At 70.9% G+C, this 26,481-nt stretch carries 23 protein-coding genes and 1 pseudogene; 11 read left to right on the top strand and 13 right to left on the bottom strand.

All coding sequences use genetic code 11. From position 1 onward, the window contains the following. Window positions 1-178: 178 nt before the first annotated feature. The gene (locus tag FZ046_RS04165) at window positions 179-1,072 is read left to right on the top strand and encodes a mycobacterial-type methylenetetrahydrofolate reductase (protein WP_070356214.1); all 894 of its coding nucleotides are present in this window, start codon (window positions 179-181) and stop codon (window positions 1,070-1,072) included. Window positions 1,073-1,082: 10 nt separating this feature from the next. Here the strand turns inward: FZ046_RS04165 and FZ046_RS04160 are convergent, their stop codons facing one another. Further along, entirely contained in the window at window positions 1,083-1,976 is an 894-nt protein-coding gene (locus FZ046_RS04160; RefSeq protein ID WP_070356222.1) for a helix-turn-helix domain-containing protein, read from the bottom strand. A 152-nt stretch (window positions 1,977-2,128) separates the two neighbouring features. Here FZ046_RS04160 and FZ046_RS04155 point away from each other — a divergent pair, with 152 nt between their 5' ends. Both FZ046_RS04155 and FZ046_RS04150 read left to right on the top strand, forming a co-directional pair. Then, the gene (locus FZ046_RS04155; RefSeq protein ID WP_149484190.1) at window positions 2,129-2,911 is read left to right on the top strand and encodes an SDR family oxidoreductase; all 783 of its coding nucleotides are present in this window, start codon (window positions 2,129-2,131) and stop codon (window positions 2,909-2,911) included. 30 nt (window positions 2,912-2,941) lie between these two features. Beyond that, window positions 2,942-3,691 (top strand): SDR family oxidoreductase, encoded by a 750-nt coding sequence (locus tag FZ046_RS04150; RefSeq protein WP_070355784.1) that lies wholly within the window; start codon window positions 2,942-2,944, stop codon window positions 3,689-3,691. Between the two features lie 3 nt (window positions 3,692-3,694). Here the strand turns inward: FZ046_RS04150 and FZ046_RS04145 are convergent, their stop codons facing one another. From FZ046_RS04145 to FZ046_RS04135, 4 genes and pseudogenes are all read right to left on the bottom strand, one after another. Further along, a complete protein-coding gene (locus FZ046_RS04145) occupies window positions 3,695-4,231 on the bottom strand; it encodes a TetR/AcrR family transcriptional regulator (RefSeq protein WP_246183004.1) in 537 nt (178 codons plus the stop codon). Between the two features lie 171 nt (window positions 4,232-4,402). Further along, a pseudogene (locus tag FZ046_RS27785) lies at window positions 4,403-4,645 on the bottom strand (GNAT family N-acetyltransferase); the annotation flags it as partial. Window positions 4,646-4,784: 139 nt separating this feature from the next. Next, window positions 4,785-6,224: a PE-PPE domain-containing protein gene (locus FZ046_RS04140; protein WP_125939833.1), complete on the bottom strand. Its 1,440-nt coding sequence runs from the start codon at window positions 6,222-6,224 to the stop codon at window positions 4,785-4,787. 135 nt (window positions 6,225-6,359) lie between these two features. Continuing rightward, window positions 6,360-6,860 carry a lipoprotein LpqH gene (locus tag FZ046_RS04135; protein WP_070355786.1) on the bottom strand — a complete coding sequence of 167 codons (501 nt, stop codon included), beginning with the start codon at window positions 6,858-6,860 and terminating at the stop codon, window positions 6,360-6,362. A gap of 182 nt (window positions 6,861-7,042) precedes the next feature. Here FZ046_RS04135 and tgt point away from each other — a divergent pair, with 182 nt between their 5' ends. The 4 genes from tgt (at window position 7,043) to FZ046_RS04115 (ending at window position 12,119) form a co-directional block, all read left to right on the top strand. Beyond that, window positions 7,043-8,248, top strand: coding sequence for a tRNA guanosine(34) transglycosylase Tgt (gene tgt / locus FZ046_RS04130; protein WP_070355797.1), 1,206 nt, complete (start codon window positions 7,043-7,045; stop codon window positions 8,246-8,248). Between the two features lie 41 nt (window positions 8,249-8,289). Further along, on the top strand, window positions 8,290-9,516 hold the full coding sequence (locus tag FZ046_RS04125) for a cytochrome P450 (protein ID WP_070355787.1): 1,227 nt from the start codon (window positions 8,290-8,292) through the stop codon (window positions 9,514-9,516). Between the two features lie 64 nt (window positions 9,517-9,580). Continuing rightward, window positions 9,581-10,786, top strand: coding sequence for a saccharopine dehydrogenase family protein (locus FZ046_RS04120; RefSeq protein WP_070355788.1), 1,206 nt, complete (start codon window positions 9,581-9,583; stop codon window positions 10,784-10,786). Between the two features lie 10 nt (window positions 10,787-10,796). Beyond that, window positions 10,797-12,119, top strand: coding sequence for an acetyl-CoA hydrolase/transferase family protein (locus FZ046_RS04115; protein ID WP_070355789.1), 1,323 nt, complete (start codon window positions 10,797-10,799; stop codon window positions 12,117-12,119). Window positions 12,120-12,150: 31 nt separating this feature from the next. Here FZ046_RS04115 and FZ046_RS04110 read toward each other — a convergent pair whose 3' ends face one another. From FZ046_RS04110 to FZ046_RS04080, 7 genes are all read right to left on the bottom strand, one after another. Next, on the bottom strand, window positions 12,151-12,939 hold the full coding sequence (locus FZ046_RS04110) for an amino acid ABC transporter ATP-binding protein (RefSeq protein WP_070355790.1): 789 nt from the start codon (window positions 12,937-12,939) through the stop codon (window positions 12,151-12,153). Beyond that, a complete protein-coding gene (locus FZ046_RS04105; protein ID WP_083298541.1) occupies window positions 12,936-14,444 on the bottom strand; it encodes an ABC transporter permease subunit in 1,509 nt (502 codons plus the stop codon). Before FZ046_RS04105 ends, FZ046_RS04110 begins: the two co-directional genes overlap by 4 nt. A gap of 44 nt (window positions 14,445-14,488) precedes the next feature. Continuing rightward, window positions 14,489-15,364 carry a tRNA glutamyl-Q(34) synthetase GluQRS gene (gene gluQRS / locus FZ046_RS04100; protein ID WP_070355791.1) on the bottom strand — a complete coding sequence of 292 codons (876 nt, stop codon included), beginning with the start codon at window positions 15,362-15,364 and terminating at the stop codon, window positions 14,489-14,491. A 12-nt stretch (window positions 15,365-15,376) separates the two neighbouring features. Further along, complete coding sequence (locus FZ046_RS04095) at window positions 15,377-16,150, bottom strand: GntR family transcriptional regulator (RefSeq protein ID WP_070355799.1); 774 nt, start codon at window positions 16,148-16,150, stop codon at window positions 15,377-15,379. Window positions 16,151-16,213: 63 nt separating this feature from the next. Beyond that, window positions 16,214-16,993 carry a 3-oxoacyl-ACP reductase FabG gene (gene fabG, locus FZ046_RS04090; RefSeq protein ID WP_070355792.1) on the bottom strand — a complete coding sequence of 260 codons (780 nt, stop codon included), beginning with the start codon at window positions 16,991-16,993 and terminating at the stop codon, window positions 16,214-16,216. Between the two features lie 36 nt (window positions 16,994-17,029). After that, the gene (locus tag FZ046_RS04085) at window positions 17,030-18,043 is read right to left on the bottom strand and encodes a phosphotransferase enzyme family protein (RefSeq protein ID WP_246182898.1); all 1,014 of its coding nucleotides are present in this window, start codon (window positions 18,041-18,043) and stop codon (window positions 17,030-17,032) included. Window positions 18,044-18,079: 36 nt separating this feature from the next. Next, on the bottom strand, window positions 18,080-19,354 hold the full coding sequence (locus FZ046_RS04080; RefSeq protein WP_070355793.1) for a class-III pyridoxal-phosphate-dependent aminotransferase: 1,275 nt from the start codon (window positions 19,352-19,354) through the stop codon (window positions 18,080-18,082). Window positions 19,355-19,539: 185 nt separating this feature from the next. On the opposite strand from FZ046_RS04080, the gene FZ046_RS04075 reads away from it, so the two are divergent. Genes FZ046_RS04075 through FZ046_RS04060 form a run of 4 tightly spaced genes read left to right on the top strand, consistent with a single transcriptional unit; the run spans window position 19,540 to window position 25,422 of the window. Then, window positions 19,540-21,078, top strand: coding sequence for an APC family permease (locus tag FZ046_RS04075; RefSeq protein ID WP_070355794.1), 1,539 nt, complete (start codon window positions 19,540-19,542; stop codon window positions 21,076-21,078). Between the two features lie 56 nt (window positions 21,079-21,134). Next, window positions 21,135-23,354, top strand: coding sequence for a propanediol/glycerol family dehydratase large subunit (locus tag FZ046_RS04070; RefSeq protein WP_070355801.1), 2,220 nt, complete (start codon window positions 21,135-21,137; stop codon window positions 23,352-23,354). Further along, entirely contained in the window at window positions 23,351-23,689 is a 339-nt protein-coding gene (locus FZ046_RS04065; RefSeq protein ID WP_070355795.1) for a diol dehydratase small subunit, read from the top strand. Before FZ046_RS04070 ends, FZ046_RS04065 begins: the two co-directional genes overlap by 4 nt. 17 nt (window positions 23,690-23,706) lie before the next feature. Further along, a complete protein-coding gene (locus tag FZ046_RS04060) occupies window positions 23,707-25,422 on the top strand; it encodes a diol dehydratase reactivase ATPase-like domain-containing protein (RefSeq protein ID WP_149484189.1) in 1,716 nt (571 codons plus the stop codon). On the opposite strand, the gene FZ046_RS04055 is transcribed toward FZ046_RS04060, so the two are convergent. Next, the gene (locus FZ046_RS04055) at window positions 25,400-26,464 is read right to left on the bottom strand and encodes an ATP-dependent DNA ligase (RefSeq protein WP_070356441.1); all 1,065 of its coding nucleotides are present in this window, start codon (window positions 26,462-26,464) and stop codon (window positions 25,400-25,402) included. The genes FZ046_RS04060 and FZ046_RS04055 overlap by 23 nt on opposite strands. Window positions 26,465-26,481: the final 17 nt, after the last annotated feature.

Below are 26,481 nucleotides of genomic sequence, written 5' to 3'. Positions count from 1 at the left end.
CCCACGTCACGGGCCCTGCGCGGGCCGGGCCGATCAGCTGCGACAATGGCGTTCAGCCCGGTGGCGGCACAGGCCGCCGCCCGCAGGGTGAAACGCGATCCGGCGCCGGTCACGACGAGGTGGCCACCGCGCCCCCGCCGCCGCGACGGCGGTGTGCCCGATGTCTAGGAGCGGCCACGTGGCCTTGAACACCATTGCGCTCGAACTCGTCCCCTCGAACGTCGAGCGCGGACCGGAGTACCCCGTCGACGAGGCGCGCAAGGTGGTGGCCTTGTCCGCCGCCGCGGGCATCGACGGCCGCATCGGTCACGTGATGATCCCGGGCATGATCGACGAGGACGACGGTCGGCCCATCGACATGAAGCCCAAGATGGACGTCCTCGAGTACTGGTCGTTGATCGCGCCCGAACTGCCCGGCGTCCGCGGGCTGTGCACCCAGGTGACCTCGTTCCTCGAGCCGGACGCCCTGCGGGACCGTCTGACCACGCTGGGTGCGGCGGGCTTCGACGGCATCGCCTTCGTCGGCGTGCCGCGGTCCATGAGCGACGGCGAGGGCGGCGGTGTCGCACCGACCGACGCGCTGTCGCTCTACGAGGACCTGATCCCCAACCGCGGCGCGATCCTCATCCCCACCCGCGACGGCGAGCCGGGTCGCTTCGGCTTCAAGTGCAAGCAGGGCGCGACGTATGGGCTCACCCAACTGCTCTACTCCGACGCCATCGTCGGCTTCCTGCGCGACTTCGCCAAGGAGACCGACCACCGACCCGAGATCCTGCTGTCCTTCGGATTCGTCCCGAAGATCGAGGACGGCGTCGGCTTGATCAAGTGGCTCATCCAGGATCCGGGGAACGCCGCGGTGGCCGCAGAGCAGGACTTCGTCAAGCGCCTGTCGACGATGGAGCCCGCCGACAAGCGTGCCGAGATGGTGGACCTGTACAAGCGCGTGGTCGACGGCGTCGCGGACCTGGGCTTCCCGCTGAGCATTCACTTCGAGGCCACCTACGGCGTCTCCAAGCCGGCCTTCGACACCTTCGCCGAGATGCTCGCCTACTGGTCGCCGGACGGCACCTGAGGGATTCGGCTCACCGGTCGGCCGCCGTGGTCGGCGACGGCTCGCCGGCGGCCGAGCCGGCCGGCTCGTGCCAGGTGGCCAGTAGCCGCAGCGCGGTATCGGCCGCCGACCCCGGCGCGGTGGTGTAGACGATCAGCGTCTGATCCTCGTCTCCGCCGGGGTTGAGCGCCTGGTAGCGCACCTCGAAGCTGCCCACGACGGGGTGGTGGTAGCCCTTGCTGCCGGTGGTCCGGCGGTGCACCTCGTGCCGCGGCCACCACCGGCGGAACTCCTCGGAGTGGATCGACAGATCGCCGATGAGCCCCGAGAGTTTGGGGTCCTCGGGGTGCCGGCCGACGTCGTCGCGCAGCATCGCCACCGTGTCCATGGCCACCTCCCGCCAGTCCGCGTACAGCTCCCGGGCGTGCGCGTCGAGGAAGACGAACCGCGCCATGTTGCGCTGCGCAGCGGGAAGCCGGCCGAAGTCGGTGATCAGCGCACCCGCCAGCCGGTTGTGCGCCAGCACGTCGAGCCGCCGGCCGAGCACGAATGCCGGCGAGGAGGCCTCGTCCAACCGCGCCAACAGGTCCAGCGTCGTGGGATCGACGTGCTGGGGCCGGACCCGGGTGCGTCGTGCCGCCGGCTGCGGACGCCCGAGCCGATGCAGGTGCGCGCGTTCGGCGTCGTTCAACCGCAGCGCGGTGGCGAGCGCATCGAGGACGTCGACCGAGGCGCTGCGGCTGCGACCCTGCTCCAGGCGCGTGTAGTAGTCGACGCTCACCCCGGCCAGTCGAGCGAGTTCCTCCCGTCGCAGACCGGGCACGCGCCGGCGGGCCACCTCGCCGCTCAGGCCCGCGTCCTCCGGCCGCAGTCGCGCCCGACGGGTGCTCAAGAACTCGGCGAGTTCGGAACGGTTCTGGCTCACGCGACCCAGTGTGACGGCCCGAAGCGGCGTCCGCAGCGGGCGAAGGTGGCCCATTCCTTCCCCCGATCGGATGGGCAGGTCTGAGCCTCCGTCGAGGGCCTCGGAACTGGTTGTGTCGACCGCAGGCACATCACATCCGAGAGGAGTACGACATGTCCACGACCACCGTCATCGCCGGCGCGCCGCTGGCCGGCCGCACCGCCGTCGTCACCGGCGCCTCGAGCGGCATCGGGCAGGCGACCGCCCTGCGGCTCGCCGAACTCGGCGCCGCCGTCGCCGTGGCCGCACGGCGCGCGGACCGGCTCGAGGAGCTGGCCGGCCGCATCACCGCCGCGGGCGGCACGGCGCTGCCGCTCGCGCTCGACGTCACCGACCGTGACGCCGTCGCGGCGGCGGCCGAGCGGGTGTCCGCCAACCTCGGTCGCCCCGACCTGGTCTTCGCCAACGCCGGCGTCCAGCTCGTCTCCGCGATCGACGAGCTGCGGACCGACGACTGGCAGCGCCAGATCGACCTCAACGTCTCCGGGGTGATGAACACGATCGGCGCCTTCGTGCCGCACCTGGTGGCCGCTGCGGCCGACGGCGGCGCCGCCGACCTGGTCACCACGTCGTCGATCGCCGCCACCCGGGTGCTCGAGAAGTTCTCCGTGTACTCCGGGACCAAGGCCTACCTCAGCCAGCTCACCCGACTGCTGCGGGTCGAACTCGGGCGCAAGCGGGTGCGCGTCGCCACCGTCGAGCCCGGCATGGTCGACACCGAGCTGCCCGACCACGTCACCGACCCGGACGCGACCAAGCTCATGGCCGACCTCATCGCGGAGATCGACGTCCTGCGCCCGGCCGACGTCGCCGAGACCGTCGCGTTCATCGCATCGGTGCCGCGGCACGTGAACCTCACCGAAGTGACCATCCTGCCGACCGAGCAGGCCATCTGAGAACCGCCGTCAGGCGGAAGGGAGATCGACATGTCCGACATCCACGAGACCAGCACCCTGGTCGTCCTCATCACCGGCGCCAGCAGCGGCATCGGGGAGGCCACCGCACTGCGGCTCGCCGCCGACGGACACCGCGTGTTCCTCGGCGCGCGCCGCACCGACCGACTGCAGGCCCTCGTCGAGCGCATTGCGGCCGACGGCGGCGAAGCGGCGTTCGCCGGCCTCGACGTCACCGACGCGGCCGACGTGGAACGCTTCGTCCACGCGGCACGTGACCGCTTCGGCCGGGTCGACGTCCTCGTCAACAATGCGGGCGTCATGCCGCTGTCGCCGCTGGCGGCGCGCAAGGTCGACGAGTGGAACCGCATGATCGACGTCAACGTGCGCGGCGTGCTGCACGGCATCAACGCCGTCCTTCCCGTCATGACCGAACAGGGCAGCGGACACGTGGTGAACGTCGCCTCGGTGGGCGCCTACGAGGTGGTGCCCACCTCGGCGGTGTACAGCGCCACGAAGTTCGCGGTGCGTGCCATCACCGAGGGCCTGCGGCAGGAGTCCTCCTCTGGTGATCTGCGGGTCACGCTCGTCTCGCCCGGTGTCACCGAATCCGAACTGGCGGAATCGATCACGGATCCCGGTGCGCGGGAGGCGATGAAGGCCTACCGGGCAGCGGCCATCCCGGCGTCGGCCATCGCAGCGGCCATCGCCTATGCCGTGGGCCAGCCCCGCGAGGTCGACGTCAACGAGATCGTCGTACGGCCGGCCGCCAGCGCGCAGTGAGTGTCAGCCGGGCAGATCGAGGACGCGCCGGATGATCCGACCGAGGACCGTGCGCAGCGTGTCGTCGTCCACGTCGGACACCACCGGGTTGACCACCGACCCGGCGATGGCCGCGGACACGACGGCCGCTGCGACACGGTCCTCCGTGTCGTCGGCGCCCGCCTCGTTGGCTCCGGCGTCGTCCCGTTCGCCGAGCAGCACGCCGTACAACCGGCCGACGAACGCCGTGAACGGCGGATGCTCGCTCAGCAGACGGACGACCACCGGGTCGTTGGTGAGCGTGCCGATCCACCGGCGCCGGGCCACCGCCACGTCGATGACGCGCAGGAGCAGCACCGTCCTGGCACGCGTGCGGTCCGGCTCGGCCTCGGCGTCAGCCAGCGGCTCCACGAGCGAGGCGAGCTCGCGCTCCGTCATCGCGATGACGATCTCGTTCTTCGTATTGAACTGGTGGTAGACGGCGGCCTTGGTGACGCCGACCGCGTCGGCGATCATCTGCAGCGACGTCCCGCCGACACCGTGCTCGCCGACGAGGTCCATCGCGGCGTCCAGGATGCGGTGCTGGGCCGCCGTCCGCGCGGTGCCCGGCAGCACGCCGCCAGCGGGCGGTGATTGCGGGAGCCGCTTGCGGAAGAACACCCGGCGGTAGCCGTCCTCGACGCCACGGCCGGTCTCGGTGTAGCCCCGCCGTGGGTAGTAGGCGATGTTCTCCGTCATCGCCTCGTTGGTGACGAGCCGTATCTCGGCCAGGCCGCGCTCGGCGGCGTCGCGCTCGGCCCGGGCCAGCAGGCGGGCGCCGTGGCCTGCGCCCTGGGCTTCGGGCGCCACGGCGACGACGTCGAGGAGCAGGTGGTCGGCGCGCGGCAGCGTCGCCAGCATCCCGACGAGGCCGTCGGGCCCATCGAGCACCCAGATCCGTCCGTCGCGCAGGACCGCGGCGTAATCGGCCAGCATCGGCGCCGGCGGCTTGCCGATCCGCTCGACGTAGCCGGCGAAGGACGCGTGCACCAGAGCGGTCACCGCCGCCAGGTCCGCGGTGGTGGCACGCCGCAGCTCCGGCTGGGTCATGGCGCCGACCGTAGTGCACGTGCCGTCAGGCGGCCTCCTGCCCGGCGTCGCCCTCTCCGTCGGGGGCACCGGTGCCGGAAGGATCGGTGTTCGTCGGAGCGGTGTTGGTCGGGGCCGTGCCCGGCGCATCGGCGTCGTCTCCGGACGGGACGTCGTCGCCGTGGCCACCGGCGGCCGGCTCCTGCTCCAGTGCGGCCGGCGCGTCGCCGGGACCAGCCGTCCCGACGTGGCTGGCCGGTGCCGCGGGCGCACCGTCCGGGGTGACCTTGTTGCCGTCGGCGACCAGCGTCGGGTGCCGCCGTCCGGCGGGCGGGCCATCGACTGAAGAAGTTGTCGCAGAACGCGTTTCGACGTCGGTATCGGAGGCCGACGTGGTCGCGTCCGGCGATGGGACGGGCGTTCGGGCGGTCGTCACCGGGGGCGCCGGGGCGGGGCTGCCACCGACGAGATTGCGCACCCCTTCCCGAAGCGCCTCCGGCACGCCGAGGAGCGTCTCGATCACCCTGCCGGGCGGGGTGACGAAGGAGAACGGCGTGGGGGTCGCGACGGTCGCGTGGGTGCGGTCGGTGTAGCCCATGTCGACGGCCAGTCGCAGCAGGGGTTCGACGGCGCGCAGCAGCGGCTCGGTGAACGGCGTCAGGCCGAGGAGCGTGGCGACCTCCCGGATCGGCCCGAGCAGGGGCAGCGTCGCACTGCGGTAGAGCACGTAGGTGTCGTGACCGCCCGCGGTGTTGGTCACCGTCGTCGTGGTGCTCGGCGTCGACGCCGGATCGATCTGGTCGTAGGCGGCGTCGGAGTGCGAATACCGCACGCCGAGTGCGGCATTCAGAAGTGACAGCGGGTTGAAGTAGGCCGGGAAGTCGGCGTACGGGTCGTATTCGATGGCGTGGTAGACGGTGTCGTAGCGGGTGGGGGCCGCCGGGCGCATCGGGTCGATGACGAACGGGAGGGACAATCCCGGAAAGCGGTCGTACACACCGCCGTTCGGTGCGAACGGCGCCCCGATCAGGACGAAGGTGAGTTGGTGCTCCGATGGTGCGCCACCCGTACCGACCGGGAGTGACTGCAGCTGCTCGCGCACCCGCTCGGCCACCAGGGCGCCCTCGGAGTAGCCGAGGACGACGATCGACGGCTCGGCGGCGTGCGCGGTGATGGCATCGCGCATGACGGGCACGCCGACGTCGCGGCTGTAGGCGAGGTTGATCGTGGCGGGGTAGGTGATCGGGTCGTAGTCGTAGCCGGCGGGGCTGGCCTTGCCCTGCAGCTTTGCCAGGAGGCGGGCGCCCGTGCCGTCGTCACGGCCACCGGCGCCGATCACCGCGTTGGTCAACCGCACCGTCGCATCGACGATCTCGGGACCGCCGGCGTGGCCGAGGACCAGCGCCGAGGACAGTGCGACGGCTCCGAGTGCCGCGGCGGCGCGCGTCCCCGTCCGTCGGGCCCCGCTGTTCGTGTGCTTGCCCACCACGCATCCCCCGATACCGTCGAGCGACGTTGCTCGAGGTGCACGCTACGCCTGGGTGGCGCGGCCCGGACGTGAAACGGCGGCGACGCTTCCCCGCTGCGTCGCCGCCGTCTCGATCAATGCCCTGACCTGCGGTCAGGGGCAGGTGACGTCGATCTCGAAGGGCTTGGTCACCGCGCCGGCCATGGGGTTGGACATGTCCACCCCGGAGGCGTTGCCGGTGATCTTGTAGTTCTTGCCGTCCTTGACGGCCGTGGCGTCGCCGACGCCGGCCCCCACCGCCAGGGTGACGCCGTTGACGTTGCCGAGGCCGACGGAGGTCACCGTGGGGTTGTCGCCGTCGCCGAGGACGGCGGCGATGCCGGTGGTGCCCTGGCCGATGGCGATGTTCACGTTGCCGCCCATCGTCCCGCACACCACCTGCCCGTTCACCTGCTGCTCCTGGCCGTCGACCGTCACCTTGGTGGCGCCGCCGGACGCCGACGACGACGCCGAGGACGAGGACGAGGACGAGGACGAGGACGAGGAACTCTCCGACGACGACCCACTCGAGGACGAGTCGCCCGAGGAACATCCGGACAGGCCGGCGATGAGGAGCACCCCACTGCTGGCGGCAATCAGCACACCACGCTTCACAACCGTTCTCCCTTGTTAGTGCGACCCATCAAGATCAACGGGCCGTCCCCATGACTATGGCGGCACGGTCGAGGCGAGACCGGACGAATCGCCAAAATGCCCTTCGGCCTCGGGGTTCGCCGGTCCGATCGGGGATGTGAGAACGTAGCGCGGTGAACGCCCCCGCCCGTCCGTTCTTCGAGGTGTCGGCGCAGCTGCCCGACCGTGCCGGTCGCGTCGGCGTCATCCACACCCCGCACGGCGACGTGCACACCCCCGCCTTCGTCGCGGTGGGCACCCAGGCCACGGTGAAGGCGGTGCTGCCGGAAGCGATGCAGGCCGCCGGCGCTCAGGCGGTCCTGGCCAACGCCTACCACCTCTACCTGCAGCCGGGACCGGACGTCGTCGACGAGGCGGGCGGCCTCGGTGCGTTCATGAACTGGCCCGGACCCACCTACACCGACAGCGGTGGCTTCCAGGTGATGTCGTTGGGCGTGGGCTTCAAGAAGGTGCTCGCGATGGACACCGAGCGGGTCCGCGCCGACGACGTCATCGCCGAGGGCAAGGAGCGGCTGGCCCACGTCGACGACGACGGGGTGACGTTCCGGTCGCACCTCGACGGGTCGACGCACCGCTTCACCCCGGAGGTCTCGATCGGGATCCAGCATCAGCTGGGGGCCGACGTCATCTTCGCCTTCGACGAGCTGACGACGCTGGTGAATACCCGTGCCTATCAGGAGACGTCGGTGCAGCGGACGCACGAGTGGGCCGTGCGCTGCCTCGCCGAGCACCGCCGCCAGACCCGCGCCCGGGCGCACCGGCCGTACCAGGCGCTGTTCGGCGTCGTGCAGGGTGCGCAGTACGAGGACCTGCGTCGGCGCGCCGCCCGCGGGCTGACCGAGATCCGCGACGCCGACGGCAACGGGTTCGACGGCTACGGCATCGGCGGTGCGCTGGAGAAGCAGAACCTCGCCACGATCGTCGGGTGGGTGACCGACGAACTGCCCGAGGACAAGCCGCGGCATCTGCTCGGCATCAGCGAGCCCGACGATCTCTTCGCCGCCGTCGCGGCGGGCGCCGACACGTTCGACTGCGTGTCGCCGTCGCGGGTGGCCCGCAACGCAGCGGTCTACTCGGCCGACGGTCGCTACAACATAACGGGCGCGCGGTACAAGCGTGACTGGGCACCGCTGGACCCGGAATGCGACTGCTACACGTGCGCGCACTACACCCGCGCCTACGTGCACCACCTGTTCAAGGCCAAGGAGATGCTGGCCTCGACGCTGTGCACGATTCACAACGAGCGCTTCGTGATCCATCTGGTGGACCGCATCCGCGAGGCGATCACCGCCGGCAGCTTCGACGACCTCCGCGACGAGGTGCTGGGCCGGTACTACGCACGCCACTAGGAGCGATGCGGACCCTCGTTGAACGCGTGCACAATAGCGGGATGACGACCACTGCCGAGGCGCAGACGATGCTCGGGCGGCTGCTGGACCCGGCCAACCGCGCCGACCCGTATGCGGTGTACCGGGAGATCCGCGAGAGCGGGCCGCTGCTCCTGCCCGAGGGGCACCTCGTGGTGTTCTCGTCGTTCGCCCACTGCGACGACGTGCTGCGCCACCCGGCGTCGGCCAGCGACGGGACGAAGTCGACCCTGGTGCAGCGCCGCATGGCCGACGGCGAGGTCGTGCGACCGCTGGGGACGCCGGGCTTCCTGTTCCTCGACCCGCCGGACCACACGCGGCTGCGCAAGCTCGTCAGCAAGGCCTTCGTGCCCAAGGTGGTCAAGGCGCTCGAACCGGACATCGCCTCGATGGTCGACGCCCTGCTCGACGCGGCCGCCGCGCGCGGCTCCCTCGACGTCGTCGCCGATCTCGCGTACCCGCTTCCCGTCGCGGTGATCTGCCGCCTCCTCGGCGTCCCGCTGGAGGACGAACCGGAGTTCAGCCGGGCGTCGGCGATCCTGGCGCAGGCGCTCGACCCGTTCATCACCGTCACCGGCGAGGCGCCGGGCGGCGTCGAGGAACGGTTGCAGGCCGGGCAGTGGCTGCGCGATTACCTGGGCGATCTCGTCGACCGGCGCCGGGCGGCGCCGCGCGACGACCTGATCTCCGGGCTCATCGCCGCCGAGGAGGCCGGCGACCAGCTGACCGAGGAGGAGATCGTCGCGACGTGCAACCTGCTGCTGATCGCGGGGCACGAGACGACGGTGAACCTCATCGCCAACGGCATGCTGGCCATGCTGCGTCAGCCCCGGCGGTGGCAGGCCCTGGCCGAGGATCCCGGGCGGGTGTCGGCGGTGGTCGAGGAGACCATGCGCTTCGATCCGCCGGTGCAGCTGGCGATGCGCATCGCGGGCGAGGACATGACGGTCGGCGGCGTCGACGTGCCCCGGGGCGACACCATGATGCTGCTGCTCGCCGCCGCGCACCGCGACCCGGCGGCGCACGACGAACCCGACGTCTTCGACCCCGACCGCGGCGCCATCCGGCACCTCGGCTTCGGCAAGGGGCCGCACTTCTGCCTCGGTGCGCCGCTCGCCCGGCTGGAGGCCGCGGTGGCGTTGTCGGCGGCCGCGGCGCGCTTCCCGGCCGCCCGGCTGGCCGGTGAACCGGTCTACAAGCCGAACCTGACGTTGCGCGGCATGTCTTCGCTTTCGGTCGCCATCCGGTGATTTCGGCGCGGAAACGTTCGCTGAACGAACGTTTGCGCGCCGAAATCGCACTAGGATCGCCGCCATGCGCATACTCCTGGTGGGTGCCGGCGGTGTCGGGTCCGCGTTCTGCGCCATCGCGGCGCGGCGGAGCTTCTTCGAGGCGGTGGTCGTCTGCGACTACGACGCCGCCCGCGCCCGGCAGGCCGCCGACGCCGTACGGGATCCCCGCTTCACCGCCGACCGGGTGGACGCCACGTCGTCCGACGCGGTGGCCGCGCTGGTCCGGGAGCACCGCATCACCCACGTGATGAACGCCGTCGACCCCCGCTTCGTCATGCCGCTGTTCGAGGGCGCGCTGGCCGGCGGTGCGGACTACCTCGACATGGCGATGAGCCTGTCCCGGCGCCACCCGGACAAGCCCTACGAGGAGGTCGGCGTCAAGCTCGGCGACGAGCAGTTCGCCGCCGAGGACTCCTGGCGCGACGCCGGGCGGCTGGCGCTCGTCGGCATGGGCGTCGAGCCGGGGCTGTCGGACGTGTTCGCGCGCTACGCCGCGGACGAGCTGTTCTCCGAGATCGACGAACTGGGCACCCGCGACGGCGCCAACCTTCGGGTCGAGGGCTACGACTTCGCCCCGTCCTTCTCCATCTGGACCACCATCGAGGAGTGCCTTAACCCGCCGGTGATCTGGGAGGCCGGCCGCGGCTGGTTCGTCACCGAGCCCTTCAGCGAGCCCGAGGTGTTCGACTTCCCCGAGGGCATCGGCCCGGTCGAGTGCGTCAACGTGGAGCACGAGGAAGTGCTGCTCATGCCGCGGTGGATCGACTGCAAGCGCGCGACGTTCAAGTACGGGCTCGGCGAGGAGTTCATCGACGTGCTCAAGACGCTGCACAAGCTGGGGCTGGACCGCACCGAGAAGGTGTCGGTCGCCGGGGTCGAGGTCAGTCCACGCGACGTCGTGGCCGCGTGCCTGCCGAACCCCGCGACGCTCGGGCCGAAGATGACCGGCAAGACGTGCGCCGGGCTGTGGGTCACCGGCACCGGCACGGACGGCAACCCGCGCTCGACGTACCTGTACCACGTCGTCGACAACGCCTGGTCGATGGCGGAGTACGGCCACCAGTGCGTGGTGTGGCAGACGGCCGTGAACCCCGTCGTCGCAATGGAGCTGCTCGCCGACGGCACCTGGTCCGGCAGCGGCGTCCTCGGACCCGAGGCGTTCCCCGCGCAGCCGTTCCTCGACCTGCTCACCGCCTACGGGTCCCCGTGGGGGCAGCGGGAGCTGTAGCGTCACGCCCGTGCCCGAAGAGCTCAGCGCCGAGCAGGCCGCCGCACTGCTCCACCCGTCCGACACCCTCGGCATCCCGCTCGGGCCGGGACAGCCGCCGGCCTTCCTGCGGGCGCTCGGCGAGCGCACCGACTGGACCGACCTGCGGGTCTACGGCGCGCTGCTCGCCGTCCTCACCGAGCTGTTCACCCGCCCCGGCGTGCGCTACACGTCCGGCTTCTACGGGCCGCTGGAGCGGGCACTGCGCGACGCGGACGCCGACGTCGAATTCACCCCGGCGGACTTCCGCCGGTTCGGTCCGCTGCTGCAGCGCCAAGCGCCGCGCGTCGTGACGACCGTGGCAGCGGCCCCGGACGCCGACGGCTGGTGTTCGCTCTCGCTGCACGCCGGCGGTACCGTGGCCGAATTGCGGCGCGCAGCAACCGATCCGGATCGGCTGCTGGTCGTGGAGGCGTCCGAGGCGTATCCCCGCACGTACGGTCACGGCGGGTACCGGCACGCGCTGCACGTCGACGACATCGACGTGCTGGTGCGCTCGACGGAACCGCCGCTGGCCCTGCCGGGCGGGGACGCCGCACCGTCGGACGTCGACGAGGCGATCGCCGAGCACACCGTGGCCTACGTCCCGTCCGGCGCCACGCTGCAGACCGGCATCGGGTCGATCCCCAATCAGATCGCCACCTTGCTCGCCGAGGGCGACGGCGGCGACTACGGACTGCACAGCGAGATGTTCACCGACGGATGCATGCGCCTGCACCGCGCAGGGAAGGTGACCAACGCCCGCAAGGGTCAGTACGACGGCATCAGCGTCACGACGTTCGCGTTCGGCTCCGACGACCTGTATGCCTGGCTGGACGACAATCGCGACGTCGCGTTCCTGCCGGTGGAGATCGTCAACGCGCCGGAGGTCATCGGTGCCAACGACACGATGGTCACCATCAACGGCGCGCTCGCCGTCGACCTGCACGGCCAGGTGGTCGCCGACACCATCGACGGCGGCCAGTTCAGCGGCATCGGCGGCGCCGAGGACTTCGTCGCCGGAGCCGGCATGGAACTGTCCGACCGGTCGCTGATCTGCCTGCCCTCGACCTACTCCACCGCCGACGGCGAGCCGAGGTCGCGGATCGTGCCGTGGTTCGGTCCGGGCGCGGTGATCACGACGCCGCGCCATCAGGTCGACGTGATCGTCACCGAGTACGGCGCCGCCGAGCTGGAGGGCAAGACGGTGCGCGAGCGCGGCGAGGCCCTGGCCGCCGTCGCACACCCGCGGTTCCGCGACGACCTGCTGGCCGCCGCGGCCCGTGCCGCGCACGGCCGCTCGCCGGTCGCGTGACCCCTTCGAGGTAGTGCCTACGACGTAATGCCTACAGCGGGTTGAGGATTCGCCGCAGGAACTGCCGGGTGCGCTCCTCCCGAGGATCGCCGAGCACCGCCTCCGGGGTGCCCTGCTCCAGGATCACGCCCTGGTCGGTGAACAGCACCTGCTGGGACACCTGCCGGGCGAACTGGATCTCGTGGGTGACGATCACCAGGGTCCACCCCTGCACCGCGAGGTCCTTGATGACCGACAGCACCTCGCCGACGAGTTCTGGGTCCAGCGCGGACGTCGGCTCGTCGAACAGCACGAGCTTGGGCTTGAGTGCCAGCGCCCGGGCGATGCCGACGCGCTGCTGTTGACCGCCGGACAGTTGGAACGGGTACTGGTCGCGCTTCTCGGCCAACCCCACCTGCTCGAGGAGGTCGAGCGCCTCGGCCTCCACCTCGTCGCGCGGCCGCTTCTGCACGTAGACCGGACCCTCGACCACGTTCTGCAGCACCGTCTTGTGCGGGAAGAGGTTGTGGCCCTGAAAGACGAAGCCGCTGCGCGACTGGAACCGGCGCACCTCGGATTTTGGTGTGGGCGTACCGAAGTCGATCTCGACGTCGTCGACCCGGATCACGCCGGCGTCGGCCCGGTCCAGGGCGTTGAGCGTACGCAGCAGCGTCGTCTTGCCCGAGCCGGACGGGCCGATGATGGTGGTCGCCGTGCCGCGGGCCACCCGGAAGGAGACGCCCTTCAGGACGCGGTTGTCGCCGAACGCCTTCTCCACGCCCTCGGCCGTGACGCGGTAGTCGGTGGCCTGGGCGGCCTCGGTGCCGTCGCCGTCGCTCACTTCGCCACGTACCTTTCCAGTCGGTGCTCCACGCGGGCCTGCCCGAAGGACAGCACCAGGCAGATCACCCAGTAGTAGATCGCCGCCGTGCCGTAGAGCGCGAAGAACTCGAAGGTCGGCGCCGCCACGATCTGCGCCTGTCGTAGGAGTTCGGTGACGAGGATCGTCGATGCCAACGAGGTGTCCTTCACCAGCGAGATCAGGGTGTTGGAGAGCGGCGGCACCGCCACGCGGGCGGCCTGCGGCAGGATGATGCGCCGCAGCGCACCGACGTAGTGGTAGCCGATGGTCTCCGCGGCTTCCCACTGACCCTTCGGGATGCTGAGGATCGCCGAGCGGATGATCTCCGCGGCATAGCCGCCGACGTTGAGGCTGAACGCGATCACCGCGGCGGGGAACGGGTCGATACGCACCCCGAACTCCGGGAGTGCGAAGAACACGATGAACAGCTGCACCAGCAGCGGCGTCCCGCGGATGATCGAGATGTAGAAACGGGCGACGTTGCTGAGCACGACGTTGGACGACAGCCGCGCCAGCGCCACGGCGAGCGCGATCACCAGGCCCACGACGAAACTGATGACGGTGAGCGGGATCGTCATCGTCAACGCGGCCTTGGCCAGCGGCCACAGGTTGTCGGCGATCAGCTGCCACGCCGAGCGCACCGCAGGCGGCTCCTGTGCCCCGCCCGGCGGGCCGGGACCGGCCTGCGGTGGGCCGCCGGCCTGCGGTGCACCGCCGGTGGCGTCGGCGCGCAGGTACTTCTGGGAGATCGACGTCAGCGTCCCGTCGGCGCGCAGCTCGTCCAGGGCGCGGTTCAGTTCGGGGAGGTAGCCGCTGTCCTTGCGGGCCGCGAACCCCTGCTCGCTCTTCTCGCCCACCTGACCGGCGATCTTGACGCTGGTGTCGCCGGTCTCGGCGAGGTAGGCGTAGACGGCGATGCTGTCGTTGATCACGACGTCGACGCGGCCCTGGTTCAGCAGGGTGATCGCCTGGGTGAAGCCCTCCACGGCCTCGACGCGGGCGCCGGCGTCACGGGCGATCTGCGACCAGTTGCTGGTGGCGTTCTCGGCGGCGGTCTTGCCCTTGACGTCGGCCAGGTTCGTGATGGAGTCGTCGTCGGCGCGGGTGACGATCACCCCTTCCCCGACGGTGTAGGGCTGCGAAAGGTCGTACTTCGCCTGCCGCTCGGGGTTGATGGTCACCTGGTTGGCGACGACGTCGAACCGGTTGGCCTCCAGGGCGGCGAACATGGAGTCCCACGGGGTTTCGACGAAATCGACGCGGACGCCCAGCTTCTCGCCGACGGCCCTGGCCACGTCGACGTCGTAGCCGACGAGCTGGCCGGACGCGGGATCGTGATAGCTGAACGGCGCGTAGACGCCCTCGGTGCCGACGCGCAGCACCCCGGCCGAGGCGATCGGGTCCTCGCTGCCGCTCCCGGAGGAGCCGCACCCCGCGAGCAGGGCGACCACCAGGACGGCGAGCAGCGATCTTCGTAGGCGCACCGGCGGACGCTAGCAAGGATCCGGGCGGCGGCACAGCGTTCTGCTCACGCGGGGCGATATACCCAGCTCTCGCGCGGCAACGCGGCGGGATCGAATTCGTCGAGCATGCCCGCGACCGTGCGGCTGGAGAAGCCGAGTGACGTGGCGATGAGGTGCAGCGTCCGCTCGACGCCGAGGTCGGCCAGCGTGACGGCGCCGTCGCGCTTGGCCAGCCGCTTGCCCTCGGCGTTGAGCGCGAGCGGCACGTGCGCGTAGACCGGTGGCCGGTGGCCGAGCAGCGTTGCCAGGTACGCCTGCCGTGGCGAGGAGGGGAGCAGGTCGTCCCCGCGGACCACCTGGTCGATGCCCTGGGCGGCGTCGTCGACCACGACGGCGAGGTTGTAGGCGTAGACGCCGTCTCCGCGGCGCAGCACGAAGTCGTCGACGACTCCGGTGTACGGGCCGTGCAGGACGTCGGTGACCGTCGCGGAGTCGACGGCCGAGCGCAGCCGCAGTGCGGGTGGGCGGCCCGCCGCGGCACGTTCGGCGCGCTGTTCGGCGGTGAGCAGGCGGCAGGTCCCCGGGTAGGCCCCCTCGGGAGCATGCGGTGCCCGCGGCGCGGCGAGGATGTCCCTTCTGCTGCAGAAGCATTCGAATACCAGGCCGCGTGCATCGAGGTCGGCCACCACGGCGGCGTACCGCTGCGCGTGCGCGCTCTGGTACTCCGGCGGAGCGTCCCACGTCAGCCCGATCGCCGCGAGGGCGGCGAGCTGGCGGTCCGCGACGTCGTTGGACGTACGGTCGTCGAGGTCCTCGACGCGGACCAGGAAGCGACGGCCCGTCGAGCGGGCGAACAACCACGCCAGCACGGCCGTGCGCAGGTTGCCGATGTGCAGGTCCGCCGAGGGACTGGGGGCGAACCTGCCCGCGCCCTGGGTCACCCGGGCCGCCGCTCAGCTGGCCTTGGTCTGGCTCTGCAACGCCACCGACGCGGTGTCCACCGCAGCCTGCACGCCTAGACCGCGACCCTGCACGGTGACCGCCAGCCGAGTGCGGTCACCGCGGAACAGATCCCGCGAGTACTCGCACGGCGTCCCGTGCTGGTCGTAGGCGATCCGGGTGATGAGCAACAGGGCGGAGCGCTGCTTGACGCCGAGCAGCGTCGCCTCCTCCGGCGTCGCATTGACCGCCTCGATGTGTTCGTCGGCCCGCGAGGTCACCAATCCGTACCGGCTCTCGAGGATCTCGTAGATCGACCCGCCGAGCTGCTGCTCGAGCAGACCGGGGAACCTCTCGGCGGGAAAGGACGCCAGTTCCAACGAGATCGGCGACCCGTCGGCGAGGCGGAGGCGCTGGATCTCGACGACGACGTCCTCGGCGCCGATCCGCAACGCCTGCTGGGTGGCGCGATTCGGCGCCGTCAGCTTCGTCGACAGCACCCGGGTGCCCGCGACGTAGCCCTGGTTGGCCAGGAAGGCGGGCACGCCGACGACGTCGGAGAGGCTGCGCTGCACCTGCGCGTGGCTGATGAAGATCCCGCCCGCGCGGCCGATCACGCGATCGACGAGGCCGGCCTCCTCGAGCGCGGCCAGCACCTGCCGGAGGCTGGACCGGCTGGTGCCGTAGCGCTCGGCGAGTTCGCGCTCACTGCCCAGCTTGGTTCCGGCCACACCGGCGTTCACGTCGTCGACGATCTGGCGCCGCAACTCCTCCGATGGCGTGGCCACGTCGTCCTCCCCGGTGCGCGTCATTTGGTATGACCAATTCTAGTGCAGCCGACGTGCCGGCCGTCACATCTCGGCGAGCGCGTCCGGCGACTCCGGCAGGATCTGCCCACCGTCGACGATCAGCGTCTGACCGGTGACGTAGGCGGCCTCGTCGGTGGCGAAGAACAGGGCGGCGTTGCCGATGTCGGCCGCGCTGCCGAGCCGGCCCGCCGGAATGGACTTCGCCATTTGGTCGAGGTAATCCTGGCCATTTCCCAGCAATCCCTCGGTGAGGATGTTGCCGGGCAGCACCGCGTTCACGGTGATGTTCTTGGGCGCCAGTTCCATCGCCGCGGTCCGGATGAAGCCCAGCTGGGCGGCCTTGCTGGCGCCGTAGTGCGACCACCCGGGGTAGCCGGTCACCGGGCCGGTGATCGACGACGTGACGATCACGCGGCCGTGTCCGCTGGCGGCCAGCGCGTCCAGCGCCGCCTGCACGATGTAGACGGTGCCCTTGAAGTTGACGCCGAGCACCTGCTCGAGGTCGTCGGGCGTCAGGTCCGCCAGGCGGCCGAACGGGAAGATGCCCGCGTTGGCGCAGACGACGTCGAGGCCGCCGTGCCGTTCGACGGCGGTCTCGACGACGCGGCGGCAGTCCTCGGGACTCGCCACGTCCGCGGCGACGCCCGACACCGTGCCGGGCAGGCCGGCGAGGGCCTCGACGCACGCATCGAGGTCGGCCTGGTTGCGGCCGGTGACGACGACGTCGACGCCCGCCGAGGCGAACACCTCGGCGATGCCGCGGCCGATGCCCTTGCTGCCGCCGGTGACGACCGCCGAGCGGCCCTGCAGAGACGTGAACACTTCGGTGGTGCCTTCCTGTCGAGGATGTCGGCGTTCTCAGGCCAGCCGTTGGCCGTCGAAGGTGAGATAGCGCTCGGCCAGCGCGCAGCTGCCCTCGGCGTACGACACCGCCATCGCCTGGGATTCGCGGGAGTGGCTGTGCGTGCCCATCCATGCGAGGAGCAGCATGCGGCGCAGCAGGACGAACGACGGCAGCATCGCCTCGTCGGACGCGGGCAGCGGCCGGCGCGTGCGGTAGCCGGTGACCCAGGCGTCCTGCCACTCGGGTACCGCCGGATCGTCTTCGAAGAACGACACCGCCGTGCCGAAGTCGTAGAAGTACCAGCCGAATCCGCAGTCGTCGAAGTCGATGACGGTGATGGTCCGATCCGGCCCGGTTCCGTCGACCAGCAGGTTGGCCAGCCGTAGGTCGGCGTGCACCAGGCCGAAGACGTCCGGTCCGCTGCCGTAGTCGGCCAGCTTGCGGCCGAGCAGTTCGACGGCGCGGTCGAGGACGACGCGTTCGGACTCGCCGACGCCGTGCGCGTCCTGCCAACGGCCCCAACGCGGTTCGTCACCGAGGCTGTGGCGCCAGTCCCACGCGAAGCGGCCGAAGCCGTCCGGCCGGGACCAGGACCGCGCGTGGTCGTGCAGCGCCGCGGTGATGCGCCCGAGGGTGTGGAAGTCGTCGGCGGTCAGGCTGCCCTCGTCGGGCTCACTTCCGGTGACGCAGTCGAAGTGCACGACGTGGCGGGGTACGCCGTCGTGCTCGACGGTCACCAGGCGCCGCCCGTCGCGCGCGGGGCGCACCGTCGGCACGGTGACGTCGCTGTCGCGACGCAGGGCGTCGAGCCAGTCGAGTTCGGCGGCGATCTCGTGTGGGCGGTGGTAATCCCGGCGGTGCACCCGCAGGATCGACCGGTCACCGCCGGGCTCGATCACCTCGTAGGTGGCGTTCTCCGAGAGGTTCAGCAGCCGCAGCGTCGAATCGGGCGAGAGGTCGTAGGACGTCAGCGCGGCCTCGGCGACCGCGACGTCGTCGGCGACGAACGGAGTCTTCACGTCGGACACGGATCCACCTTGCCTTCTCCTCGGGCGGCGCGCACGTCAGACCCCCGACGGCACCGCGGTGCGGGCCCGCGCGACGGCGGTGGCCACCCGGTCGAGCACGTCGGCGCACAGTTCCTGGCTCAGCAGCAGGCCCGGCTTGAATTGCAGCACACGGGGATCGAGCGTGGAGAAGATCGCCCAGACGCCGTTCTCGTACAGCTCGCGCATCACGAACTTCGCGCCCTCGGGATGGTCGAACTCCAGCCCGATCACCACGCCGTTCTGCCGGATGCCGACGAACCAGTCCGGCTGATCGGCCTGGATGCGGGCCAGGCCGTCGGCGAAGAAGTCGGTGATGCGGTGCACCGACTCGCGGACCTCGGGCCGACTGGTGATCTCCAGGGTCTTGATGGCCGCCACGCAGCCGAGTTCGGCGCCGCCGAACGTCGAGATGTGGGCGAAGCCGTCCTGATCCAGCCACTGCGCGGCACGGTCGCCGAGCAGGGCGGCGGTGATGGGATACATGCCGCCGGACAGGCCCTTGCCGGTCACCAGGATGTCCGGTTCGATGCCGTGCTTGGTGATGCCCCACATCTCGCCGGTCCGCATCAGACCGGTCTGCACCTCGTCGGCGATGTAGAGCGCGTCGTAGCGCTCGCACAGCTGCTTGGTGGCCTCGAGGTAACCGGCTGGGGGAAGCGGGAATCCGTACGTGGCGGGAATCGTCTCCATGATGACCGCGGCCACGTCACCGCCGCGCAGCGCCTGCTCCATCGCGTCGACGTCGCCGAACGGCACCTGCACGAATTCGTCGGGGCGGTCGGCGAGGAAGAGCTTGGAGAATCGGTCGTCGCCGGTGGCGACCGCCAGGCCGGTGTGGCCGTGGTACGCCTTGACGATCGAGACGATCTTGCGGCGCTGGGTGGCGTGCCGGGCGCTCTTGAGGGCGATGTCGATGGCCTCGCCGCCGCCGGAACCGAAGGCCACCTTGGAGATCGACGCCGGCGCGGATTCCACGAGCCGCTGCGCCAGCGCCGTGCGGGCCACCGACGGGAAGTGGTGGTTGCCGACGTCGAACCGGCCCATCGCGTCGATGAGCGCCGCGACGATCTCCGGGTTGCGGTGGCCGAGGTTGTAGGTGCCGCCGTTGAGGTGCATGTCGATCAGGCGCCGACCGTCCACGTCCCACAGGAAGTAGTCCTCCCGGCGGTCGATGACGAGGTCGACGCCGGCGTCGGTCCAGAACTGGGTCTTGTCCGGATTCCAGTACCGCTTGGCGAGTTCGAGGACCTGCGCCTTCGACTCGAACGAGAACGTGCCGTAGTCGTGCATCCGTCTCCTAGGTCGGGTGGGGCGTCGTGCTGCGACGCCAGTCACCCTAGGAATGGTCAACCATTTGTGTCAATGGTTGCCGTTCCGGTTGCAGGGCCCTATTGGTAGTGCCAATATACGGAGGTTCCGCAGTGTGGCAGATGCCACACCGGGCTCTCACCGTTCGCCTGGAAGGTTCCCGCTCTATGACCGATCAAGTCGTGTCGCGCGACGAAAACACAGGTGACTCCGTCCAACGGCTCAAGCGCAACGCCGTCGGAACCGTCGGGGTCATCTTCATGGCGGTCGCCACCGCCGCGCCCATCACCGCCATGGTCGGCAACGTCCCGATCGCGGTTGGCTTCGGAAATGGTTCGCACGCGCCGGCTGGCTACCTGGTCGCCACCATCGTGCTGGGCCTGTTCGCCATCGGCTACGCGACCATGGCGAAGCACATCACCGCCACGGGCGCCTTCTACGGCTACATCTCGCACGGCCTCGGCAAGGTGCTCGGCATGGCCAGCGGCCTCATCATCACGATGGCCTACATCGTGTTCGAGGGCTCGCTGATCGGCATCTTCTCCTACTTCTTCGCCGACTTCGCCTCGTCGGTGTTCGGCATCACCGTCAACTGGCTCATCCCGGCGCTGCTGATGCTGGTCCTCAACTGCGTCCTCACCTACTTCGACGTGAACCTCACCGCCAAGGTGCTCGGTGTCTTCCTCATCACCGAGATCATCATGCTGTCCCTCGGCGCGCTGGCCGTGCTGTTCCGCGGCGGCAACCCCGAGACCGGTTTCGCCGTCGCCGAGACGCTCAACCCCGTCGGCGCCTTCACCCCGGCCGCCGGCATCGTCGGCGCCAGCGCCGGATTGGGACTCTTCTTCGCCTTCTGGTCCTGGGTGGGCTTCGAGTCGACCGCCATGTACGGCGAGGAGTCCAAGGACCCCAAGCGGATCATCCCGCGCGCCACGATGATCGCCGTCCTGGGCGTCGGCCTGTTCTACGTCTTCATCTCCTGGATGGCCATCGCGGGCACCGGCCCCGCGAAGTCGGTGGAACTCGCGCAGGACTCCGCGACCGCGGGCAACATCTTCTTCGACCCGGTGGAATCCACCTACGGCGCCTGGGCCATCACGGTGTTCAAGCTGCTGCTGGTGACCGGCTCCTTCGCCTGCGGCATGGCGTTCCACAACTGCGCGTCGCGCTACCTGTACGCCCTGGGCCGTGAGGGCCTGTCGAAGGGCCTGCAGAAGACGATCGGTGCAACGCACCCCACGCACGGCTCGCCGCACATCGCGTCGTTCGTCCAGACCGGCATCACGCTGGTGCTGATCCTCGCCTTCTTCTTCGCCGGGATGGATCCCTACGTCCACCTCTACGGGCTGCTGGCGATCCTCGGCACGATGGCGATCATGATCGTGCAGTCGCTGTGCGCCTTCGCGGTCATCGCGTACTTCCACTTCCACAAGAACCACCCGTCCAGCGCGCACTGGTTCAAGACGTTCCTCGCGCCGCTGCTCGGCGGCATCGGAATGCTCTACGTGGTGTTCTTGCTGTGGCAGCACAAGGACGCGGCCGCCGGTGCGGCGTCGGGCACGCTGCTGTTCAAGCTGACACCGTGGATCGTGGTCGGTCTGTTCGCGTTCGGCGCGGCCATGGCGCTGTACTTCAAGTACCGCGACCCGGCCCGCTACGAGCTGATCGGTCGGATCATCTACGAGGACAGCGAAGTCCGCGACTAACCCATCCCGTGCATGGCGATCAGGAGGAGGACCACCCGGTGACCGAGTTGGGACGCATGCGCGTCCTCGATGCCAAGCCGGTCAACCTCGACGGGTTCAGCGTCACCGACGCCGATCTCGGCCTGGTCGCCATGCACAGTCCCCATGACCCCTCCCCGTCGCTGACCATCCGCGACGGGGAGGTCGTAACACTGGACGGCAAGGAGGCCGACCAGTTCGACGTCATCGACGAGTTCATCGCCCGCTTCGGCATCGACCTCGAGGTCGCCGAGGAGGCGATGGCCCTCGACGACGCCGAGTTGGCACGCAGGGCCGTCGACGTCAACGTGCCGCGGGCGGAGGTGGTGCGGCTGATCGGCGGCACCACCCCCGCCAAGCTCGCCCGCGTCGTCGCGCTCATGAGCCCGGTCGAGATGCAGATGGCGATGGCCAAGCTGCGGGCCCGGCGCACCCCGAGCAACCAGGCGCACGTCACCAATCAACTCGACGACCCGCTGCTGATCGCCGCCGATGCGGCCAGCGCGGTCGCCTACGGGTTCCGCGAGGTCGAGACCACCGTCCCGGTCCTCGGCGACGCCCCGTCCAACGCCATCGCGCTGCTGATCGGCAGCCAGGTCGGTACACCCGGCGCCATGGCGCAGTGCTCCATCGAGGAGGCCCTCGAACTCCGGTTGGGTCTGCGGGGGCTGACCAGTTACGCCGAGACCATCTCCATCTACGGCACCGAGCAGGTGTTCGTCGACGGTGACGACACCCCGTTCAGCAAGGCGATCCTCACGTCGGCGTACGCGTCCCGCGGCCTGAAGATGCGCGTCACCAGCGGCGGCGGCGCCGAGGTCCTGATGGGTGCTGCCGAGCGGTGCTCCATCCTCTACCTCGAGTCGCGGTGCGTCTCCCTGGCCCGGGCACTCGGCAGCCAGGGTGTGCAGAACGGCGGCATCGACGGCGTCGGCGTCGTCGCCTCGGTGCCCGAGGGCATGAAGGAACTGCTCGCCGAGAACCTCATGGTGATGATGCGCGACCTCGAGTCGTGCGCCGGCAACGACAACCTGATCTCCGAGTCCGACATCCGCCGCAGCGCCCACACCCTGCCGGTGCTGCTGGCCGGCGCCGACTTCATCTTCTCCGGCTTCGGGTCGATCCCGCGCTACGACAACGCCTTTGCGCTGTCGAACTTCAACGCCGACGACATGGACGACTTCCTGGTGCTGCAGCGCGACTGGGGTGCCGACGGCGGCCTGCGCACGGTGTCACCGGAGCACCTCGAGGCGGTCCGGCGGCGCGGCGCGCAGGCCGTGCAGGCCGTCTACCGCGACCTCGGCCTCGCCGACTACGACGACGCCCGCGTCGAGCAGGTGGTCGCGGCCAACGGCTCGCGCGACCTGCCCGCCGGGCATCCCAAGCTGGTCGCCGAGGCGGCGGCGTCGATCGAGGCGCGTCAGCTGACGGTGTTCGACGTGATCGCCGCCCTGCACCGGACCGGGTTCACCGACGAGGCCGAGGCGATCACCCGCCTGACGCGCGAGCGGATGCGCGGCGACCAGCTGCAGACCTCGGCGATCTTCGACGAGCGCTTCCGGGTGCTGTCGAAGCTCACCGACCCCAACGACTACGCCGGTCCCGGAACGGGTTACGCGCCCACCGCGGCGCGCCGCGCGGAGATCGACGGCATCCGGCAGGCGCGCAGCGCCGACGAACTCACCGCCGACCAGGCCGAGCACCGGGGCCACGTGACCGTCACCGAGGTGGAGCAGGCCCGCCAGGGGAGCGACCCGCGCGAGGTGTGCATCGGCCTGTCGCCGGCCTGGGGTGACACGGTGTGGCTGACGCTGTGCGGCTTGACCGTCGGCGAGGTGCTCCGCCAGATCTCCGCCGGCCTGGAGGAAGAGGGCTGCGTACCGCGGCTGGTGAAGGTGCGCTCCACGATCGACGTCGGTCTCATCGGCCTCACCGCCGCGCGGCTGTCGGGCTCCGGCATCGGCATCGGGCTGCAGGGAAAGGGCACGTCGCTGATCCACCGTCGCGACCTCGCACCGCTCGCCAACCTCGAATTGTTCAGCGTGGCACCACTGCTCACCGCGCGCATGTACCGCGACCTCGGGAAGAACGCCGCACGGCACGCCAAGGGCATGGCGCCGGTGCCGATCTTCACCGGTGGCACCGACGAATCCATCTCCGCCCGCTATCACGCGCGCGCCGTCGCGCTGGTCGCCCTGGAACGCGCCGCCTGCACGCCGGGCCTGCCGCCCGTCACCGTCGAGGTGCGCCGACCGTGAGCGAGCGCCCCGAGATCACCGTCGCCAACGCCGTCGACGGCAAGCTGGGCCTGCCGGACCTGCGGATGGACCCCACCGTCCTCGCCCACCAGGCCGTGGTCGCCGCCGAGGGCGGCAACCCGCAACTCGCCGAGAACTTCCTGCGCGCCGCCGAACTGGCGGTCGTCGACGACGAGCAGGTGATCGCGCTGTACGAGGCGCTGCGCCCGCACCGCTCCACCGCCGACGACCTGGAGTCGCTGCGCGTGGCGCTGGAACACCAGGGCGCGCCGCGCTGCGCCGAACTGGTCCGGCAGGCCGCCGTGGTCTACGCCCGGCGGGGCCTGCTGCGTTGACCCGCCGGGGCACCGCCGTGGCGGTCGTGGCCGGCATCGACGTCGGCAACCACACCACCGAGATCGTGCTGGCCCGCGTCGACGGTGGCGCCGTGACACCGCTGGCGCACGCCCAGGCGCCGACGCGCGGCCGCAAGGGCTCGCGCGAATCCCTCGAGGGTGCAGCGGCTCTGCTGCACCGCGCGGAGGTCGAACACGACTGCCCGGTCGACGAGATCGTGCTGTCCGCACTGCGGCCGGTCGACACCGCGACCGCGCCGTTGCCCGCCGCGACGTCGCCGCGCGCACCGGTGCGCAGCCTGCGCCGCCCCGACGCCAGCACGCCGGCCGGCGCGGGGTTCGGCGTCGGCCGCCACGTCCGGTTGACCGACCTGGAGGCGGCGGCGAGCGACGGTCCGGTGGTCGTGTCGGTGGACGCCGACACCGACTTCGAGGTCGCCGCGCGTGGCATCACCGCGGCCATCGAGCGCGGGTGGCGCGTCGTCGGCGTCGTCGCCGCGCAGGACGACGCCGTGCTGATCCGCAACCGCATCCCCGTCGACGTCCCCGTGGTCGACGAGGCCGACGTCGACGTGGCGCCCGGCGAGCTGATCGCCGTGGAGGTGGTGGCCGAGGGCCGCGCCTACCGGGCCATGGCCGACCCGATCGCGCTGTCGGCGGCGCTCGATCTGGGCCACGACGCCATCACCGACGTCGCCGAATTCTGCCGCGAGCTGTCCGATGCCGCGGCCATCGCCGTCACGCGGCGCACCGCACCGGTGCCACCGCCCGCCGAGAGCGACGACTACGTCGACTGCCTCGACGACGGAATCATGGTGCGCCACACGCCCGCTGCGGCCCACGGCGTGCTGCGGCTGACGCCGCCGGGGTTGGTGCGGCGGGTCCGGCTCGCCGCCGTGCCCACCGCCGCGGACGGCCTGGACGTGCACGACGCGTTCTTCACCGACCTGGCCACCATCGACGACGGGGCGTGGCTCCGGCGCGGCGTCGCCGACGCCCACGGCACCGTCGTGGCGCTGCTGGCCGCCGACGACGTGGCCGACGCCGCCGACGTGCTCGCCGCGCTCACCGGGCGGCCGGCCCGCACGCTGGCGACCGAACCCGAGGCGGCGGCGGCCGGTGCCCGGACCACACCGGGCCTGCCGCCGGACGCGCTGGTGTGCGACGTCGGCGGCGGCACCGTCGACGTCATCGGTGCCGACCGCACGGTGATCGCCGCGGGCGCGGGGGAGACCATCACCGTGGCCGTGTCCCGCGTCCTCGGCATCCCGCGGGCGCTGGCCGAACGCGTGAAGCGCACCCCCGCGATCCGGGTGGAGGGACCGCACGTGGCGCACGAGGAGGACGGCCGCCGGGTGTTCCTCGACGCCCCCGCCGCGTCCGACGCCATCGGGCGGTTGTGCGTCCGCGGCAGCGGTGGACTGGTGCCGTTCTCCAGCAGGCTCGCCGCCGAGGAGTGGCGCAGTCTGCGGCTCGCCATCAAGCGGGAGACGGTGGCCGCCAACATCGCTCGCTGCCTGCGGGCCTTCGACCACCCGCCGACGGCGCTGGTGCTGGCCGGTGGCGGAGCGCTCGACGACGAACTCCTGCGCTCGGTCGCCGAGACGTTGCGCAGCGTCCCGGTCGCGGTGGGGCGGGCCGACGTCGACGGTGCGCACGGGCCGCGGTTCGCGGTCGCCAGCGGGCTGGTGCACCTGTACGCCGCGCGGGCTACGGCGACAACCCCGGGATGACGTCGGCGAGGTCGACGCCCGGCGGCTGCTCGAGCTGGGCGTAGGTGCAGCTGCGGGGATCGCGGTCCGGGCGCCACCGGTTGAACTGCGCGAGGTGGCGGAACCGCGAGCCCTCCATGTAGTCGTAGCGGACCTCGACGACCCGCTCGGGGCGCAGCGGGACGAAGGACAGGTCCTTGCCGGCGTTCCACCGGGACCCGCCCACGTTCCGCACCGCCGCCGCGTCCATCCGTGCGCCCCAGTTCCACGGGTGGCCCTCGAACGACGTGACCAACGGCTGCAGTTCGGTGAACAGCGTGCGCCGCGTCGCCATGGGGAACGCGCCGACGACGCCGACCGACGCGAGATCGCCCTCGTCGGTGTAGAGACCGAGCAGCAGTGAACCGATGGCGTCGGATCCCGACTTGTGCACGCGGTAGCCGGCCACCACGCAGTCTGCCGTGCGGGCGTGCTTGACCTTGAACATGACCCGCTTGTCCGGCACGTAGCGGACGTCGAGCGGCTTGGCGATGATGCCGTCGAGTCCGGCGCCCTCGAAGTCGGTGAACCAGCGCCGTGCCACGTCGGGGTCGGTGGTCGTCGGCGTGAGGTGGAAGGACCGCCCCGCGCCGGACATCGCCTCGACCAGTGCGGCGCGGCGCGCGGCGAACGGGCGGGCGGTGAGGTCGTCGTCGCCGAGCGCGAGCAGGTCGAACGCGATGAACGCCGCTGGGGTCTTCGTCGACAGCATCCGCACCCGGGACGCCGCGGGGTGCATGCGCAGCTGCAGCGCGTCGAAGTCGAGGCCGCCGGCGCCCGCGACGACGATCTCCCCGTCGACCACGCATCGCTGTGGCAGCTCGGCCAGCGCCGCGGCGACCAGTTCGGGGAAGTAGCGGGTCAGCGGCCGCTCGTTGCGGCTGCCGAACTCGACCTCGTCGCCGTCACGGAAGCAGATCGAGCGGAACCCGTCGAACTTCGGCTCGTAGCTGGCGTCCGGCGGGATCTCGGGGACCAGCTTCGCCAGCATCGGCGCGACCGGCGGCATGACGGGAAGGTGCACGCCGCCATTCTCCCCGC

Source organism: Mycolicibacterium grossiae (genome assembly GCF_008329645.1).
Lineage (GTDB): Bacteria > Actinomycetota > Actinomycetes > Mycobacteriales > Mycobacteriaceae > Mycobacterium > Mycobacterium grossiae.
This window is presented reverse-complemented; position numbering and strand designations above follow the sequence as displayed.

Coding starts and splice junctions, on each gene's coding strand:
- FZ046_RS04155 (WP_149484190.1), top strand. CDS start 2,129: ATGTCCACGACCACCGTCATCGCCGGCGCGCCGCTGGCCGGCCGCACC.
- FZ046_RS04150 (WP_070355784.1), top strand. CDS start 2,942: ATGTCCGACATCCACGAGACCAGCACCCTGGTCGTCCTCATCACCGGC.
- FZ046_RS04145 (WP_246183004.1), bottom strand. CDS start 4,231: ATGGACCTCGTCGGCGAGCACGGTGTCGGCGGGACGTCGCTGCAGATG.
- FZ046_RS04125 (WP_070355787.1), top strand. CDS start 8,290: ATGACGACCACTGCCGAGGCGCAGACGATGCTCGGGCGGCTGCTGGAC.
- FZ046_RS04120 (WP_070355788.1), top strand. CDS start 9,581: ATGCGCATACTCCTGGTGGGTGCCGGCGGTGTCGGGTCCGCGTTCTGC.
- FZ046_RS04080 (WP_070355793.1), bottom strand. CDS start 19,354: ATGCACGACTACGGCACGTTCTCGTTCGAGTCGAAGGCGCAGGTCCTC.
- FZ046_RS04075 (WP_070355794.1), top strand. CDS start 19,540: ATGACCGATCAAGTCGTGTCGCGCGACGAAAACACAGGTGACTCCGTC.
- FZ046_RS04070 (WP_070355801.1), top strand. CDS start 21,135: ATGCGCGTCCTCGATGCCAAGCCGGTCAACCTCGACGGGTTCAGCGTC.